Annotated in this window: 9 protein-coding genes; 5 read left to right on the top strand and 4 right to left on the bottom strand. The window is 41.5% G+C overall.

What is annotated here, in order from left to right:
- Nucleotides 1–44: 44 nt before the first annotated feature.
- Both ACH784_RS12030 and ACH784_RS12025 read right to left on the bottom strand, forming a co-directional pair.
- On the bottom strand, nucleotides 45–1031 hold the full coding sequence (locus ACH784_RS12030; protein ID WP_404390509.1) for a hypothetical protein: 987 nt from the start codon (nucleotides 1029–1031) through the stop codon (nucleotides 45–47).
- Nucleotides 1032–1169: 138 nt separating this feature from the next.
- Nucleotides 1170–3185 carry a transcriptional regulator gene (locus tag ACH784_RS12025; RefSeq protein ID WP_404390507.1) on the bottom strand — a complete coding sequence of 672 codons (2016 nt, stop codon included), beginning with the start codon at nucleotides 3183–3185 and terminating at the stop codon, nucleotides 1170–1172.
- 138 nt (nucleotides 3186–3323) lie between these two features.
- Between ACH784_RS12025 and ACH784_RS12020 the strand changes: the two genes are divergently transcribed.
- Entirely contained in the window at nucleotides 3324–4481 is a 1158-nt protein-coding gene (locus tag ACH784_RS12020; RefSeq protein ID WP_404390505.1) for an alpha/beta hydrolase-fold protein, read from the top strand.
- Between the two features lie 50 nt (nucleotides 4482–4531).
- On the opposite strand, the gene ACH784_RS12015 is transcribed toward ACH784_RS12020, so the two are convergent.
- Entirely contained in the window at nucleotides 4532–5008 is a 477-nt protein-coding gene (locus tag ACH784_RS12015) for a hypothetical protein (protein WP_404390503.1), read from the bottom strand.
- A gap of 242 nt (nucleotides 5009–5250) precedes the next feature.
- Here ACH784_RS12015 and ACH784_RS12010 point away from each other — a divergent pair, with 242 nt between their 5' ends.
- Entirely contained in the window at nucleotides 5251–7416 is a 2166-nt protein-coding gene (locus ACH784_RS12010; RefSeq protein WP_404390501.1) for a M3 family metallopeptidase, read from the top strand.
- Between the two features lie 67 nt (nucleotides 7417–7483).
- Here the strand turns inward: ACH784_RS12010 and gdhA are convergent, their stop codons facing one another.
- Nucleotides 7484–8827 carry an NADP-specific glutamate dehydrogenase gene (gene gdhA / locus ACH784_RS12005; protein WP_404390499.1) on the bottom strand — a complete coding sequence of 448 codons (1344 nt, stop codon included), beginning with the start codon at nucleotides 8825–8827 and terminating at the stop codon, nucleotides 7484–7486.
- 258 nt (nucleotides 8828–9085) lie between these two features.
- Between gdhA and ACH784_RS12000 the strand changes: the two genes are divergently transcribed.
- From ACH784_RS12000 to ACH784_RS11990, 3 genes are read left to right on the top strand one after another with little or no spacing between them, the layout of a single operon-like run.
- On the top strand, nucleotides 9086–10216 hold the full coding sequence (locus tag ACH784_RS12000) for an efflux RND transporter periplasmic adaptor subunit (RefSeq protein ID WP_404390497.1): 1131 nt from the start codon (nucleotides 9086–9088) through the stop codon (nucleotides 10214–10216).
- Nucleotides 10217–10240: 24 nt separating this feature from the next.
- Nucleotides 10241–13501 carry an efflux RND transporter permease subunit gene (locus ACH784_RS11995; RefSeq protein WP_404390495.1) on the top strand — a complete coding sequence of 1087 codons (3261 nt, stop codon included), beginning with the start codon at nucleotides 10241–10243 and terminating at the stop codon, nucleotides 13499–13501.
- Nucleotides 13488–16556: an efflux RND transporter permease subunit gene (locus ACH784_RS11990; protein ID WP_404390493.1), complete on the top strand. Its 3069-nt coding sequence runs from the start codon at nucleotides 13488–13490 to the stop codon at nucleotides 16554–16556. Before ACH784_RS11995 ends, ACH784_RS11990 begins: the two co-directional genes overlap by 14 nt.
- The last annotated feature ends 93 nt before the right edge of the window (nucleotides 16557–16649 follow it).

Genomic DNA, 16649 nt, shown 5'->3' with positions numbered 1-16649 from the left:
CAGTGGCAAGTATGAATACTTGCCACTGGCATGGTTTATTTATTCTATCTCATTTCTTCACACCAGTGTGCCCCAAGCTTCGCTTCAAGCAATGGTTCTATTGGCTTTCTTTGTTGCTCAGCAGAGATAACATTATCCAACTTAAGAGATTTTAGTAGTAATCTAACACTTTCATTCGCATCATCATTTTTTGCAAGTTCATTGAGTAGTAATGCTGTTTTACTTGTTTCTAATTCAACGGTATCACGCATGCTAATTGCGTGACTCACCATATCTAGAAAGGTTAAGAAGTCTGAGTTATCTATATTGAAGTCTTTAATTTTTGTTTCTGCATTTGTCCTATACGTTTGATAAAGTGATAGGTTTTTTTCGAGCAAGGCGGCAGTCATAATATTAAATTCGACTCGAATAGAGTCTCTTATTTTGTTTTCTTCTTTAAATAGCTTAATGGCTTCTTGATAACTTTGAATTGCTGCCGTCGTTTCCCCCAAGTGCAAAGATAAATTGCCTTTGACAACATTAATACCAGCCCTAATAGGTGTGTTTAAAACCTTAAATTCAATAGAGTCTAACAACCGAAAACCAACCGATGGTTGACCCTGTATGCGATAAACAATGGCAATATTTGCTTTTAGAGCTGCGGTTTGATGGGCGTTACTGGTTTTATCAATGGCGCATTTAAAATGGGCGATTGCATCATCAAATTGATTATTTAATCTATACGCTACACCTATATCGTTAATGATGTGCAATGTTTTTTTACTGGTGTAGGGCGTGAGTTCTGGTTGTTTTAATGTTTCAAGAATACTTAAAAAGGTCGGCCAATCAGTCAGGTCATTTGCTGCTTTTAGGGCAACTCTATGATATTGCACAGCCTCTAAAGAGAAGGAGCGAAGGTAATCTTCTCTACTTTTTTTATATACCTTGAGTGCTTGGTGAGGGTCATTTTTCTCTAACTCGCTCAATTGAGTGACCATATCAGGTGTAATTACTGAGCTCGAGAGAGCCAATAGAGGAATAAGTAAATTCATAGCACGACAACCAAACTAATACTAATTTGCTATTAATTGTAAGTGTTATGTTTTATTTTTAATATTGCAATTTTTTAATGTGAGTAATTTTTTATTCTTGTTTTTTGAGCTAAATCAAATTAACTGCAAAAATGTACTTTATTTACTAATTGTACTGAGCACAACATCTGCATCTTCATGTAACCAGTGTGAGTAAAAATAAATAAGTTTGTCATTGCTGCTTTCAAAATAAGCACTTGATACAAACTCCGCTTCAGCAGGCAAAGTTATTTTTCTATTTACTTGTAACTCAGGTGATAAAGAGATGAGCTGGTTTTTGTTTTCTAGCCTTAAATGTACAAGGATATGGCTACCTACACTAAAAGCATGCACTATTTCACTGTGTTCTAACGCCCACTTTTTGCTTCTTGCCAGGTTTTCTAGATGGTTATCACGCCACACAATTTGCTGTAATGTGTCTTTGTAAATCACTATGCCTTGTTGCTCAAAGCTGAAGCTTTCAAAGGTGTTTGTATTGAGTATGACTGACTTATTAGTTTGACGAGTCGTAGCTACCAGCTGGCTAGGGTTTTGTTGCCAGTGATCAATGCGTACTAGAGGAAATTCAGACTGTAAGTGTTTTAACTCCTGGGTACCAATGTCATATATATATGCTCTACCATTTGCTGCAAAGGCAAGCATTTGATTGTCTGCAGACCAAATAGCTCTTGAAATAAAGCCTGCATTTTCTTTGTTTTCGAAAATAATCGAATGATGGTCATTTTGTTGCAGGTAAAGCATTGGGCGGCCTTGTTTATGTGAGACAAAAGTCATCAGTTGGCCATCAGAGGAGACACTGGCAAGGTAATCTTCATACTTACTATTGAGCTCAAAAGAGTGAGGGGCGTTCGAAAATATATCAATGTTTTGACTGAACAGAGTGGCCACAAGCTTGTCCTCTCGTAACATGGCTTGAGTTAGAGGCATCTCAGTATGCAATTTTATTGGCTTTAAGCCAGACGGAATTTCTTGAGTATGGTTAAGCGAATCACCATCAATAGCATAGCCTTCGGCCTTTAAGGTATCAAAGAACAAAAGTTGCTGACTTTTCTCATGCCAAACAAGGTGGTAAATAGAAGCAAGGTTATCTTTAAGTAGTGATAGTGTTTGCGACTTTAAATCAAAGCGGAATAACTGCTGGATAGTTTGTGATTGAGTTGCAGTTAGAAACAAAGCGTTCTTAGACGCAGCGAGGGAATGATAGAGAGTGTCATTGGCCAACAAAGCTAAGATCTTAACTTGGTTCGAAGTTGCAGAGAACGTTGCAAGTGACACTCTTGTATTGTTTGCAGGCCCTTGAGTTAAGATAAAATAGGTTATTCCGTTAGTCGTACTGTGTATTTGATCAATGGAGCGAGTATCTTTTGGCAATGGCAGTTGTTCTTCTGATATTACTTTATTGTTTTCAATCGTGAATCCTTTGAGTTCTAACGCTTTACTTTCAGGTTTGTTGTAAGCACTTACTATTTTTGAGTTGTTCAGCCATGAAAAGGTAATTGGCTTTGTTTGACTTAACAGTATGTGTGACTGTTCACTTTCTATTTCTTTTAAAACTAATTTATATTCACCGTTTTTTTGTTGCATAAATAGCAGCTTTTTCGCGTCAAAAGATAACTGACCACGGGATTCTCGGTAGGCAGAATAGGTGAGGGGCGCTGTTTTTGAAATCTCAAGAATGGAGTTATTTAGCTTTGGAAAAAGCTGAAATATAACAGTGCTCACTAATAATAGAACGAGCGCACTCATTAATAACAAGGCAATGAGTTTGTTTTGTTGAGTGTTGGCTTCAGTCGTTGGCTCTTCTAAATATTCAGGTACAACTTCAAGGCTGTATCCGCGTTTGGCATGAGTACGAATAAAGCGGGCATTTTTAGGGTCGTCTTTAAATGCTTTTCGCAGCAGCGCCACGAGTCTTTGCAAAGCGCTTGGAGAAAATACACGGTTTTGCCATATGCTTTCTATAAGTGTTTCTTGGCTGAGTACTTGGTTTGGGTGTTTAGCCAAAACACAGAGCAAACTCATCGCTTTGGGCTCTATCAGTTCACAGTTTTCACCATGGCAAATTTGGTTTCTGTTAGGATCAACTAACACATTTTGTAGATAAAATTTGTCCATGAACTTCTTGTAATGTATTGAAAAATATTAATATAAAAAGCCTAAGCGATTCATAAGCTAAACATAACTTAGCAAACATAGAGTTTATTCTAAGTAATCGATAGGGTCATTAACCCAATTCATTACTAAGGTATTTTTATGTTAGGTATTTTTAAATTTTCTAGCTTTATACAACTTCTGATGCTGCTGTTAGCGTTGAATGTAACAAGCGTTATTGCTACGCAGAGCCCTCACATTACTAAAATAAAATCAAAAGTCTACGGTGTTGACCGAGAAATTATGGTGTCTTTACCAAGCGGCTATCATCAAGATAAAGATAAAATTTATCCAGTTATTTATCTTACGGATGCGCAAATGCATATACCGCATGCTGCACCTATGATCCAATTTTTAGCTGGTGGTATTTCAGAGCTGATTGTTGTTGGGGTGCAAACTTTTGACCGTCAAAACGAATTGAGTCCATATCGTGAAGATGGCCGTGAGTTTTCTAAGCATCAAGGGGCTGAGCAATTACTAAAATTTATTGAAACTGAAGTAAAGCCTCATATAAATTCAACCTATCGAACGGCTCCATTCGAAATATTAAGTGGACATTCTCTAGGTGGTTTATTTACGATGTTTACATTTACGCGCTACCCAGATTCATTCGATGCCTATTTTGCGCTCTCCCCCACGCTTGCTTACGCGAATTTCAGTATTTTGAGCGAATTAGAGGCGAAGTTATCACGTGTACCAAAAAATAAAATATTGGTTGCGTACAGTGAACAGGAAACCCCATTTGAAAATCAATATAAGGCTTTTAACCAATTTTTAATGCTGCTAAAAGCACAAGCGCCAGATTGGCTCGATAGCCAAGCAAGGTTTATTAGCGGTGAAGATCACATGACGATTGCCCATCTAGGCCTATATCATGGGTTGCGACATACTTTCAGAGATTGGTGGCTATTTAGTAATGCCATGGTGGGGGCGCCAGAAAAGTTTGATGCCCATTACAAACGTTTATCGACTCGTTTAGGGTATGAGGTAATTCCTGAATTTAATGAGCTTTGGGCTTTAACGGCTTATTTGATAAGAGAGCAGCATTATGACGAGGCCCATTACTTGATAAAAAAATGGCAGAGCTATTACCCAAATCAGTCTGCACCGCATTATGAATTAGCTCAGTTATATATTGCTCAAAATGACCCTCACCGAGCAGTTGAGTCCGTAAGCTTGGCTATCGAATTTGCTAAGCCTAACTCTAGGCAATATCGAAGAAGTAAAGATCTACAGCAAGCAATTAAAAACAAACTTTAAGCGGGTTTAATCGGTTGAGTGTTAAAACCGCTCAACCGATTGATAGCGAGTTATTTGTTAGGTTCTATCGGGCAGAATTCACCGCCGTTAGGTACCCAAACACTGCGTGTTTCCCAGCGACAGTTATAAGCGACTGTTTTAGACTCTTGCTGAGTGAAGAATGTGTCGTGTTGATGGATATAAACACCGCCAGGCGCATGCCCATAAGGACCTGGGATAGTCCAACTAGCTGGGCAACTATTACTTGCAAGCACTGTTTTTGTTTCCCAAGCAGGGGCTGTGCTATTTGAATGTGCATACATCAATTTGTAGTGGCACGTTTTGTAAGCAACGTCAGTAAGCTCAGTGCGGTAATCACAAACGCGCACGCGACGCTCATCCCAATAACCACCACAGTCTGAGTTTGCTACTTGAGTGTCGTAAAAGGTATTAAAGTCAGTTGTTTTTATTTCTTGTTCTGCAGTATTGGCTGCAGCATTAAAAGTCAGTGCCAGAAAAGCACTTGCGATCAATGTAGTTGTTTTCATTTCAAAATCCTTTGAATGATTAAAAGAGGTACAATTGTTAACTCTGTGTTTGCTTTTGTAAATAGCTTACTGATTGAATAATTTTAATACAGAAAGTTGAAATTTAATCGTTGAAATTAGAGTCATTGTCATGGTTTTAAAGAAGTGATTTACATTTAGATACTATTTCTCGTCGCATTTTTTATTGCACTCCTTTAATTGCCTCGTACCATAGAAGGGTTAACTTAAGGGAAACGTATAAAATGAAATTAAAAATCTCTCTATTAAGTGCTGCAGTTGTTGTAGCGCTTGCAGGTTGCAGTTCAACTGAGACGAATACGCAAACTGAAACGGTAGTACAAAAAGTAGAAAAACAGTACGACAATATTTTATTACAAAAGTACGCAGGGCCTTATGAAGGTGTACCTCAGTTCGACAAAGTAACGATTGCTGATTTAGAGCCTGCACTGGATGTTGCGATTGCAGAGAACCTTGCAGAAATTGATGCCATTGCAAATAACCCAGAGAAGCCAACGTTCCAAAACACCATAGTTGCGCTAGAAGCGTCAGGTTCAGCACTAGACCGTTTATTCCCGTACTACGGTATTTGGGCAAACAATAACTCAAGCCCAGCGTTTCGTGAACTACAAGGTAAATTGCTGCCTAAGTTTTCAGAAATGAGCTCTAAAATCACGCAAAACAAAGCGTTATTTGAGCGTATTCAAGCGGTTTATAAGAGCGACGAGTTTAAAAATTTAACCGCAGAAGAGCAGCGTATTACTTGGATGCGTTACAACGGCTTTGCACGTAACGGTGCAACGCTATCTGGCGACAAAGCAAAACGTTATGCTGAAATTAACTTAGAACTGTCAGGCTTACATTCTAAGTTTGGTAACAACGTATTGGCCGATGAAGAAAACTATGTTGTTTATCTTACAAAAGATCAGCTAGCAGGTTTACCTCAGTCTTACATCTCAGCGGCGGCTGCGGCTGCAAAAGCGCGTGGTCAAGAAGGTAAATACGCGGTGACGAATACACGTTCATCAATGGACCCATTCTTAAAGTATTCAGAAGAGCGTGAACTGCGTAAGCAAGTTTGGCACAACTACTACAATCGCGGTAATAATGCGGGCGAAAACAACAACCGTGACGTGATCAGCCAAATCTTAAAGTTACGCCATGAACGTATTCAGCTGCTAGGCTACGAAAACTATGCACAATGGCGTTTAGAAGATCGCATGGCAAAAGCACCTGAAAATGCCATCGGACTTATGAACAAAGTATGGCCTGCTGCGATTGCACGCGTAAAAGAAGAAGTGGCAGACATGCAAGCTGTCGCTGATAAAGAAGACGCTAATATCACCATCGAGCCTTGGGACTACCGTTTCTACGCAGAAAAAGTACGTAAAGCGAAATACGACCTAGATTCAAACGAAGTAAAAGAATACCTTCAAGCGGACAAGCTAACTGAAGCCATGTTCTATGTGGCAGGTGAGTTATTTGATTTCACATTCACACCAGTACCAGAGGGTTCAGTGCCGGTATTCCACGAAGATGTGAAAGTATGGGAAGTGAAACGTAAGTCTAACGGTGAGCACGTGGGTTTATTCTACCTTGACCCGTTTGCTCGTAAAGGTAAACGCTCAGGTGCATGGGCAACGTCATTCCGTTCACACACCACATTCCAAGGTAAGACAAACGTACTAAGCACCAATAACTCAAACTTTGTTAAAGCGCCAAACGGTGAAGCAACACTGGTTTCTTGGGATGATGCGAATACCTACTTCCACGAATTTGGTCATGCGTTACACGCGCTTTCTTCAAATGTGAAATACCCAAGCTCAAACGGCGGTGTGCGTGATTACACTGAGTTCCAATCTCAATTATTAGAGCGTTGGTTATCGACTGACGAAGTGATAAACAACTACCTTGTTCATTACAAAACGGGCAAGCCAATGCCTAAAGAGTTAATCGAGAAGATCCAAAAGTCTTCAACGTTTAACCAAGGTTTCTCAACAACTGAATACCTGGCCTCTGCGATCATGGATATGAAATTCCATATGACTGATCCTGAGTTAATTGGCGATCCGGTTGAGTTTGAGAAAACAGAACTTGCGAAGTTAGGCATGCCATCTGAAATCGTAATGCGCCACCGTACAACGCATTTCGGTCATATCTTCTCAGGTGAAGGTTACTCGGCAGGTTATTATGGTTACCTGTGGGCTGAAGTATTAACCTCTGATGCAGCAGAAGCATTTGCAAATGCACCAGGTGGTTTCTACGACAAAGACTTAGGTGACCGTTTAGTTCAGTACTTATTCTCAGTACGTAATGCAATGGATCCGGCAGAAGCTTATAACAAGTTCCGTGGTCGTGATGCAGAAGTAGGCGCGTTAATGCGTGACCGTGGCTTCCCAGTATCTGAATAATTTTTAGCAGTTAGCTTTAAATAAAAGACATCAAGCCCAGCAGTTGCTGGGCTTTTTCGTGTTAAGACTAAACGACACCATAGGCCAGCATGGCATCAGCCACTTTAATAAAGCCGGCGATGTTGGCACCTTTGACATAATCAACGTGTTTTTCATGTTCACCATATTGCACGCATTTATCATGTATTTGCTTCATGATGTTGTGCAGTTTCTCTTCAAGCTCCTCGTGTGACCAAGACATACGAATGCTGTTTTGCGACATTTCTAAAGCTGATACAGCAACACCACCTGCGTTTGCTGCTTTGCCCGGTGCATAAAGAATCTTATTGTCATGAAATACTTTTACGGCTTCTGGCGTACAAGGCATGTTGGCCCCTTCTGATACCGCAATACAGCCATTTTCAGCCAATTGTTTTGCATCTTCTTCTGTAAGCTCATTTTGAGTAGCACAAGGAAAAGCGAGTTCAGCTTCTATGTGCCATGGCTTTTTATTTTCGAAAAATTCGCAATTAAACTCACTGGTCAATATATCAAGTCGCTTGCGTTGTTGAATCTTAATGTCTTTAATTTTTTCAAGTTGTTCTTGCGTTAGACCATCTGGAATAAATAGTGTGCCGCTTGAATCAGAAAGCGTGAGCACTTTGGCATCAAGATGTATTAGCTTCTCTGCGCAATGAAGCGCAACATTACCTGAGCCTGATACTAAGCAAGTCTTGTCTTTAATGTCGTGCTGGTGGTGAGCGAGCATAGCTTGCATAAAATACGCGTTACCATACCCCGTTGCCTCTGTGCGAATGAGGCTGCCACCATACTCAATGGCTTTACCTGTGAGTACACTTTCGACTCTGTGAGTAATGCGTTTGTATTGACCAAATAAGTAACTGATTTCTTTTGAGCCAACGCCGATATCGCCTGCAGGCACGTCCATATTTGGGCCAATATGTTGATAAAGCTGTGTCATAAATGACTGGCAAAAGCGCATGATCTCTCTGTCAGATTTGCCTTTAGGATTAAAATCAGCACCGCCTTTACCTGCGCCTATGGGCAAAGTGGTTAAGCTATTTTTAAAGGTTTGTTCGAAGCCTAAAAATTTTAAAATACTTAAACTGACAGAAGGATCGAAGCGAAGCCCGCCTTTGTATGGGCCAATGGCATTGTTAAATTGGACTCTGTAGCCACGGTTAATACGAATATTTCCCTCGTCATCTTCCCAAGTTACGCGAAAAGACACGACTTTATCGGGCTCTGTCATTCTTTCTAGAATATGTGCTTGATGATATTTTTTATTTTGATTAATAAATGGGATTACTGACTCTGCCACTTCTTTGACGGCTTGGTGAAATTCTGGTTCATGTGGATTTCTTTTTATGAGCCCATCCATAAAATGTTTTAGGGTCAAATCGTCGTACATATATTCACCTTACTTTTGTTATCGCTGTTCTAATCGGCTATTTTTAGCCTAGTCTAATTAGTCGAACTTGTGGTTTATTTTTGTTTAATTTCCAACTGTTTAGTTGATATGATTTTGCAGACAATTTAGATCAAGTGTTACCATTTGTTTCTAATTTACAAACCCTTACAAATTAACAAAGGCAGCGTTATTTTTTCTTTACCTTTTAGCTTATGATGTGAGCAAATAACATATGGCTAGTAAAAATAAGAAGGGAATATGTCGTTGCTAAATACATTTCAAAAATCACTTTTGGCATTATCTGTATTAGGCTTAGTGGCCTGCTCAGGCGAAGAAAGCACAGAAAATGCAGATAGCAAAACACAGCAAACTGAGAAAAAACAAGAGAAAGAAGAGTTTGCAATTCCTGTTGAAGTGACCTTTTCAAAAGTTGGTGATGTTGCCAAGTTCTATCAAACCACTGCCATTTTAGAAGCAGAGCAAGAAAGTAAAGTCGTTAATAAGGTAACGGGCATGCTTGAATCTGTGCATGCACAAGAAGGTCAGCGTGTGAGTGCTGGAGAGTTACTAGCGCAAATTGACCCGCGAAATTATGAGTTAGATTTTGAACGTGCCAAGATTGATTATGAATCAGCAAAGTCAGAATACAATCGCAGCCAGCCAGTTGACGGCAAACAACTTATCTCTGAAAAAGACTTAGATAAACTGCGTTTTAGAGTGCAAACCACAGAAAACCAGCTTGAAGTTGCCAGAATTAAACTTCGCGATAGTAAAGTTGTTTCACCGATTGACGGTGTTATCGCTAAGCGTTCAGTCAAAGCCCATAATATGTTAAGCACATCTGGCAATGAAATGTTCCATGTTGTGTCACTAGACTCACTCATTGGTGTGGTTTACTTGCCAGAGTCAGAGCTTAGTAAAGTAAAGCTTGGGCAAGTTGCAAAACTTCATTTTCCTGCAGAGCCAAACTTACAACTAGAAGCAACCGTACTGAGAATTGCACCTTTAGTAGACAGCAAGTTAGGCACCTTCAAGGTGACACTGACGATTGATAATCAAGAGAATACCTTAAAGCCGGGGATGTTTGCCCGTGTTGCTTTACTGCTTGATAGCAAGCAGGGTGTTACCTTGGTACCTGAAAACGCTGTGATCAAAAAAGATGGTAAAGCAACCTTGTTCGTTGTACAGAATGACAGAGCTAAAAAACTTGAAGTTGAAACGGGTTACACCCAAGACGGTTGGGTAGAAGTCATCACGCCTATTTCGAGTGAAGATGGCGTTATCACTGTAGGTCAACATGGTCTTAAAGACGATGCATTATTGAAAGTGTTAAATCACGACCAAAGCGCCATCGTGACCAATACCGAAGAAAAACCACAACAGCTTTAATCGCGCCAGAAGTAAGGACAGAGTATGAATATTGCTAGGCTTGCGGTAAAGCGCCCAGTGACCATAACCATGTTGGTTTTGGCGGTGATGTTGTTCGGTATGGTGGGGTTCTCACGCCTTGTGGTGTCGTTATTACCTGATTTAAGTTACCCAACTTTAACAGTAAGAACAGAAAATCCCGGTGCGGCCCCCGCTGAAATTGAACAACTGATTTCAAAACCAATTGAAGAAGCGGTGGGTGTTGTTAAAGGCATTAGAAAGCTACATTCTATTTCTAAACCGGGACAATCAGATTTAGTCATTGAGTTTCAGTGGGGCACAGATATGGATCTGGCCATTATGGAACTTCGAGAAAAACTCGATATGGTGATGTTACCTGTTGAGCTGAGAAAACCCGTCATTTTAAGGTTTAACCCATCTTTAGATCCAATTTTAAGACTAAGCATCTCAGGTGATGCGCAATCTTACACACAGCTAAGATCACTGCGTACCTACGCAGAAGAAGAGCTAAAACGTGCCCTTGAACCTATTGATGGGGTTGCAGCGGTTCAGCTCAGTGGTGGTTTAGAGCAAGAAGTACAAGTGCTTATTGATCAACAACAAGCCATGCTGCGTGATGTGACCGCTGAGATGATCACTAACCGTATTAAAAACGAAAACATCAATGTGTCGGCGGGTCGAGTTTACGATGGTCAGCAAGAGTTTTTAGTTCGTACCCTTAACCAGTTTACTTATATCGAAGAAATCGGCGATGTCATTATTAAACAAGATGCCGGACAAACGATTTACTTGCGTGACATTGCCACTGTGGTTGATGGTGTAAAAGAGCGCCAAGATATTACTCGAGTTAATGGTAACGAAGCAATCGAGATGGCTTTGTACAAAGAGGGCGATGCCAATACGGTGGCAGTGGCTAAACGCGTACAGGCTAAAATTGAACAACTACAAGACGAGCTACCAGAAAATGCAGAGCTAGAAATTCTCTCTAATCAGGCTGAGTTTATTGAAAAAGCCATCGATGAAGTGAAGCAAACTGCCATCATCGGTGGTCTACTTGCGATTGTGGTTTTGTATCTTTTCTTAGGTAAGTTTAAACCGACAATCATCATTGCACTGGCTATTCCAACCTCCATCATTGCAACCTTTAACTTAATGTTTGCCAATAACATCAGCCTAAACATTATGTCTTTAGGCGGTATTGCACTGGCGGTTGGCCTATTGGTTGATAACGCTATCGTAGTGCTAGAAAATATCTATCGTAAAAAAGAACAAGGTCAAGATGTTGAACAAGCAGCAATTGAAGGCACCAATGAAGTATCCGGTGCAGTAACGGCGTCTACACTGACAACATTGGCAGTATTTGCACCTTTGGCATTTGTCACAGGCTTTGCTGGTGAGATTTTCAGCGATCAAGCACTAACGGTCACCTTTGCTCTACTTGCCTCATTAATTGTGGCACTGAGTTTTATTCCTATGTTGGCGTCGCGTCAATTTTCAATTGCTCCGAGTGATGCAAACCTTGAAAACATTGAATCTGAAAAGCCAGTGAAAACAGGTGCAAAGAAATGGCTTAGCCTGCTATTAATGCCGTTCAAGTTTGTGGCTGTTGTGATCCCGTGTTTTATCGGGCGTTGGATAATACGCATCATTATGATGCTATCGAAAATCATAGGCTGGTGTACCAGCAAAATTACTTATCCGGCTTATGTTGCATTCAATGGTGCCTATAAAATCTTTGCTAAAGGGTATGACAAGCTACTGAAAGGCGCGATGAAACAGCGCGCATTGGTTATTTCAATTTCGTTAGTTTTTGCTGTGGGTGTCGCAAGTCTATTGCCTAAATTGGGTATGGAGCTGATGCCTGAAGTTGCGCAAACAGAACTGACTTTAGAAGTTACACTGCGTCAGGGCACGCCGATTGAACAAACTGACCAACAGCTTAATTTGTTGGCGCGCTCAGTGGTTGATATGCCTGGAGTCGTGCACACTTACAGTATGTCGGGCACTGGTAGTCTGATGATGAGCAGTGCGACACGTGGAGGCTCTCACTGGGGGCAACTGGTTGTTAAAACTGAAACACCCGCACAACTAAGCGCTGTGCAAGATGCGTTACGTGCGCAACTGTCTGGCATGGCGCAAGTCAATGCGGAGTTCACGCAAAGTCGCATGTTTGAGCAAGAACGTCCATTAGTCGTGGTGATGAGCGGTTATCAGCTTGATGAGTTAAAACTGTTCGCCGATAGATTAGTGTCGCAACTACAACAGCAAAACCGTTTTGCCGATGTCACAACATCGCTCAGAGCGGGGCAACCTGAGCTGAAAATTGAGTTTGATCATCAGCGTTTAAGTAGCCTAGGTTTAACCGCAGCTGGCATTACCGATATTCTGGCAACCAAAATTGGCGGTAATGTAGCGAGCAAATATAACCTAGATGATCGTCAGGTTGATATTTTGGTTCAGGTTGATCGTGATTCACGTAACTCAGTGGCGGCGATCCGCGACTTAATTATTCATGGTGAGAATGGTCAGAGTGTGCCGCTGTCAGCGGTTGCAAAAGTCACTGAGTCTATTGGCCCGAACGAAATCAACCGTTTAGATCAGGCTCGTGTTGCCATCATTACTGCCTCTGTAAAAGAAGGTGATTTAGCAACAGCGGCGCAGGTTGTTCGCAGTGAAGTGGCATCTTTAGGATTACCTGATCGTATTTATAGTCAAGTGATTGGGCAAAACCAACAAATGGAAGAAGCCTATTCGTCATTAATTATGGCGCTATTGCTGGCGGTATTTTTGGTGTACTTGGTGATGGCTTCACAGTTTGAATCATTGTTAAATCCGTTCATCATTTTATTCAGCGTGCCATTGGCGGTACTCGGGTCAATCTTTGGTTTATTTATCACTGGTACCAGCTTAAGTGTGATCACCTTTATTGGCTTGATCATGCTAAGTGGTATTGTAGTAAACAACGCCATTGTATTAATCGACCGTATTAACCAGTTACGCGCGCAAGGTTGTGCGATGTTGGATGCTATTTTAGAGGCGGCCAACTCACGTCTGCGTCCAATCATCATGACGACCATGACCACGATTTTAGGTTTGTTACCGATGGCGATGGCTACGGGAGAGGGCGCAGAATTACGCGCGCCATTGGCGATTACGGTAATGAGCGGTCTATTAATTGCGACCTTCTTAACTCTGATTGTTATTCCAGTTTTATATAGTGTGTTTAACCGTGACCAAGTGCAGATAAATGAGAACTTAGGTAAGGCGGACTATGAAGCAGGCTAAATCAATCAAAAACCTGACTGCGCTGGCCCTAAAGCGGCCAGTGACCTGCTTTATGTTGATGTTATCAATGATCGTGGCTGGTCTTATGAGCAGTAAGCTTATCCCCCTTGATAGTTGGCCTGCGGTCAACGCGCCTGCCGTGTTTGTAAGAGCATCATACCCAGGCTCAACCCCTGAAGAGATTGAACGCCTTATTACCAAGCCCCTTGAAGAAGCCTTGGCAACCATGGGTGGGGTAAACTCAGTCACTTCGCGCACTTCTTCAGGGTGGACGTCACTTACGCTACAGATGAAGTTTTCGACCGACTTAAATGTGGCAATTTTAGAAGCACGCGAGAAGGTTGATCTGGTTCGACACCTTTTACCTGAAGATTTACAACGCGTAGACGTCATGAAGTTTTCAACCCAAGATATGCCGGTTGTTGAGTTAACATTACTGAGTGAAAAATCTTTAAATCGTGACTATGAGTTTTTAGAAAACAACCTAAAAATGCCATTAGAGCGCATTCAAGGCGTAGGGCGCGTAGAGCTTTATTTACGTCAGCCAAGAATTTGGGTGAAACTTGATCCTGACAAACTCGCTATGCATCGCGTTGATATTCAGCAAGTGACTCGCGTGCTTCAAGAAGCCAACTTCTTAAAATCTGTGGGTGAAGTTCATACTGATGATTATCGCTATGCGGTGACACCGCAGGGCCAATATCGTGATATCGAAGATATTCGAGCGCAACGCATTAATGAGCGTGTGAAACTCTCTGACATTGCCAACGTGCACTATGCTTTGAGCGAACGTCAATGGCAGCGTCGTGTTGACGGTCAACCCGCTGTTGGCTTAGATATCTTCAGAGAATCGGATTCAAATGTAGTCGAAGTGGCAAAGCGCATTCGTGAAACTCTTGATGAAGTGATGCAAAAGCCACAACTGCAACATATTGATATTCAATATGACAGAGATGATGGTCACAGTGTTGAAGTGTCGATTTCTTCGTTGTTACAGGCTGGTGCAATCGGGGCGGTATTATCATTCTTTGTACTGTGGTTTTTCTTACGCAATCTTAAACTCACCGGCGTTGTGGTGCTTGCCGTGCCTGTTTCATTAAGTATTTCACTGGCGATTATTTACTTCATGGGGTTCAGCTTAAATATGCTGACATTGATTGGCCTTATCATCGCAATAGGCTTACTTATCGATAACTCGGTGGTGGTTTGTGAGAGTATTTTGCAACAACGAGCACAAGGTGATTCGGGTAAAGCGGCTGTAATAGAGGGCGTTGATAAAGTCAGTACCGCTATTTTAAGTGCAACACTCACTACAGTGGTGATCTTTTTACCTCTACTTATGGGGGATAGTAACTTTTTAACTGTGATGCTGCAGCAAATAGCTGTGTCTATTTGTGTGCCATTAATGGTGTCTTTATTGGTTGCAAAAACCCTGATCCCATTGTGTATGTATCGTGTTTTACCTGACAATGCCGGCGCAAACGAATCTGGCTCTGATAAGGTACAGCAAAAATACCGCAAAGCATTAAATTGGGGCCTTAGCCATCCTAAGCGTGTGGGGGCTTTTTTCTTGATCATGTTCACCAGTGTCATGCTGGCAAAAGGTATGGTTGATAAGAGCTCAAGTGACGCCCAGTCACAGAAGCGGTTACAGATATTTTATGAGTTCAAAGGCGAACCTGAGCTTGATAAAAAGCTCGCGTTTTTGCAAGAAATTGAGACTTATTTACTCGATAACAAGCAATCACTTGGGATCCATAAGCTCTACTCTGGGGTATATCAAAGAGGTGCTTGGTCAAGTATTCGCTTTGTTGAAGATTTACCAAGGCCGATAGAAGATATTAAAAAAGATATACGTGAAAACTTTCCTGAATCAGCGTATGCAAAGGCGTCTTTGCAACGAGAAGCAGGATCTCGAACGGCGGTGAGTGTTTATCTGTTCGGTCGCTCGACAGCAAAGTTAAATGAGTTGGCTGAGCAGCTTATCCCTGTGATTGAAGCCCATCCACATTTTACCGATGTAAAAAATAGTGCTGAGGGCGATGTTTACGAAATGCAGCTGGTGGTAGACAGACAACGTGCTATGCAGCTGGGTGTTTCGACCCAAGAAATAGCCACTAAAATTGGTAATGCCATGCGTGGTCTTAACTTGAAAACGCTGAGAACCCTTGATAAGGGGGAGGTCGAGATCATCGCGGGTTACTATGAACAGGGTGCTATTCCTATGGAAGAACTTAAAAGTTTACCCGTCATGGAATCAAACGGCGCTATTTTAACCTTGCAACAACTGGTAGAAATAGAAACACGCCCAGCACCACGCACAATTTCTCGTAGAGATCGTCAAACACAGCTCTCCATTGAGATGAATATTCAAGATGTCAGTCATGAAGAAGCGGCTAAGTCGCTCAACGAAATGATGAATGCCATTACATTACCGCGAGGTTATTCTTGGGGCTTAGGTCCTAAGTTTGCTGAGCAAGATGAGTCGATGAAAGACATGGCCTTTAATATGATGATCGCGCTGTTCTTGATATTCATGATCATGGCGGCGTTGTTTGAGTCATTGTTATTGCCAATTGCAATTCTGAGCTCGATAGGTCTTGGCTTTGTTGGTGTGTACTGGACCTTTGCATTACTTGGCATGGGCTTGGGTGAAACAGGTATGTTAGGGATGTTGGTACTTATGGGGATTGTGGTGAATAACGGCATAGTCTTGATTGACCAAATTAACCGCTTTAAGGGCTCAGCAGAACACTTACAACAAGCGATAGTTGATGCTTGTTCAACCCGCTTGCGACCCATTTTAATGACAGTGGCAACAACAGTGATTGGCATGTTACCAGTGTTGTTTGATAGCAGCTCAGCAGATTCAGGTGTATTAGATTATAAACCCATGGCGATTGCGATTATTGGTGGCTTGATCTTCTCAACACTGACTAGTTTAGCCTTTGTGCCTTACTGTTATTACCTACTTTATCGTTTAGGTTTGGGTAGTAGTAACCGGCTTGCTGAAGCTCGGGCTTATGCAAATCAAAAGTTGTCAAAGCTGAGTTAAACAAGTAATAAAACTACCAGACGAATGGCGCTGTGTGCGCCATTTTTTTTTGATGTTCAACCTATACTCTGGAGCATGAAGCTATTTTTGGCT

Source organism: Pseudoalteromonas phenolica, assembly GCF_044788725.1.
GTDB classification, from domain to species: Bacteria; Pseudomonadota; Gammaproteobacteria; order Enterobacterales; family Alteromonadaceae; genus Pseudoalteromonas; species Pseudoalteromonas phenolica_C.
Note: the sequence above shows the minus strand (reverse complement) of the source record. Positions and strands in the feature narration are given on the sequence as shown.

Coding starts and splice junctions, on each gene's coding strand:
- ACH784_RS12015 (WP_404390503.1), bottom strand. CDS start 5,008: ATGAAAACAACTACATTGATCGCAAGTGCTTTTCTGGCACTGACTTTT.
- ACH784_RS12000 (WP_404390497.1), top strand. CDS start 9,086: ATGTCGTTGCTAAATACATTTCAAAAATCACTTTTGGCATTATCTGTA.
- ACH784_RS11995 (WP_404390495.1), top strand. CDS start 10,241: ATGAATATTGCTAGGCTTGCGGTAAAGCGCCCAGTGACCATAACCATG.
- gdhA (WP_404390499.1), bottom strand. CDS start 8,827: ATGTACGACGATTTGACCCTAAAACATTTTATGGATGGGCTCATAAAA.
- ACH784_RS11990 (WP_404390493.1), top strand. CDS start 13,488: ATGAAGCAGGCTAAATCAATCAAAAACCTGACTGCGCTGGCCCTAAAG.
- ACH784_RS12030 (WP_404390509.1), bottom strand. CDS start 1,031: ATGAATTTACTTATTCCTCTATTGGCTCTCTCGAGCTCAGTAATTACA.
- ACH784_RS12020 (WP_404390505.1), top strand. CDS start 3,324: ATGTTAGGTATTTTTAAATTTTCTAGCTTTATACAACTTCTGATGCTG.
- ACH784_RS12010 (WP_404390501.1), top strand. CDS start 5,251: ATGAAATTAAAAATCTCTCTATTAAGTGCTGCAGTTGTTGTAGCGCTT.
- ACH784_RS12025 (WP_404390507.1), bottom strand. CDS start 3,185: ATGGACAAATTTTATCTACAAAATGTGTTAGTTGATCCTAACAGAAAC.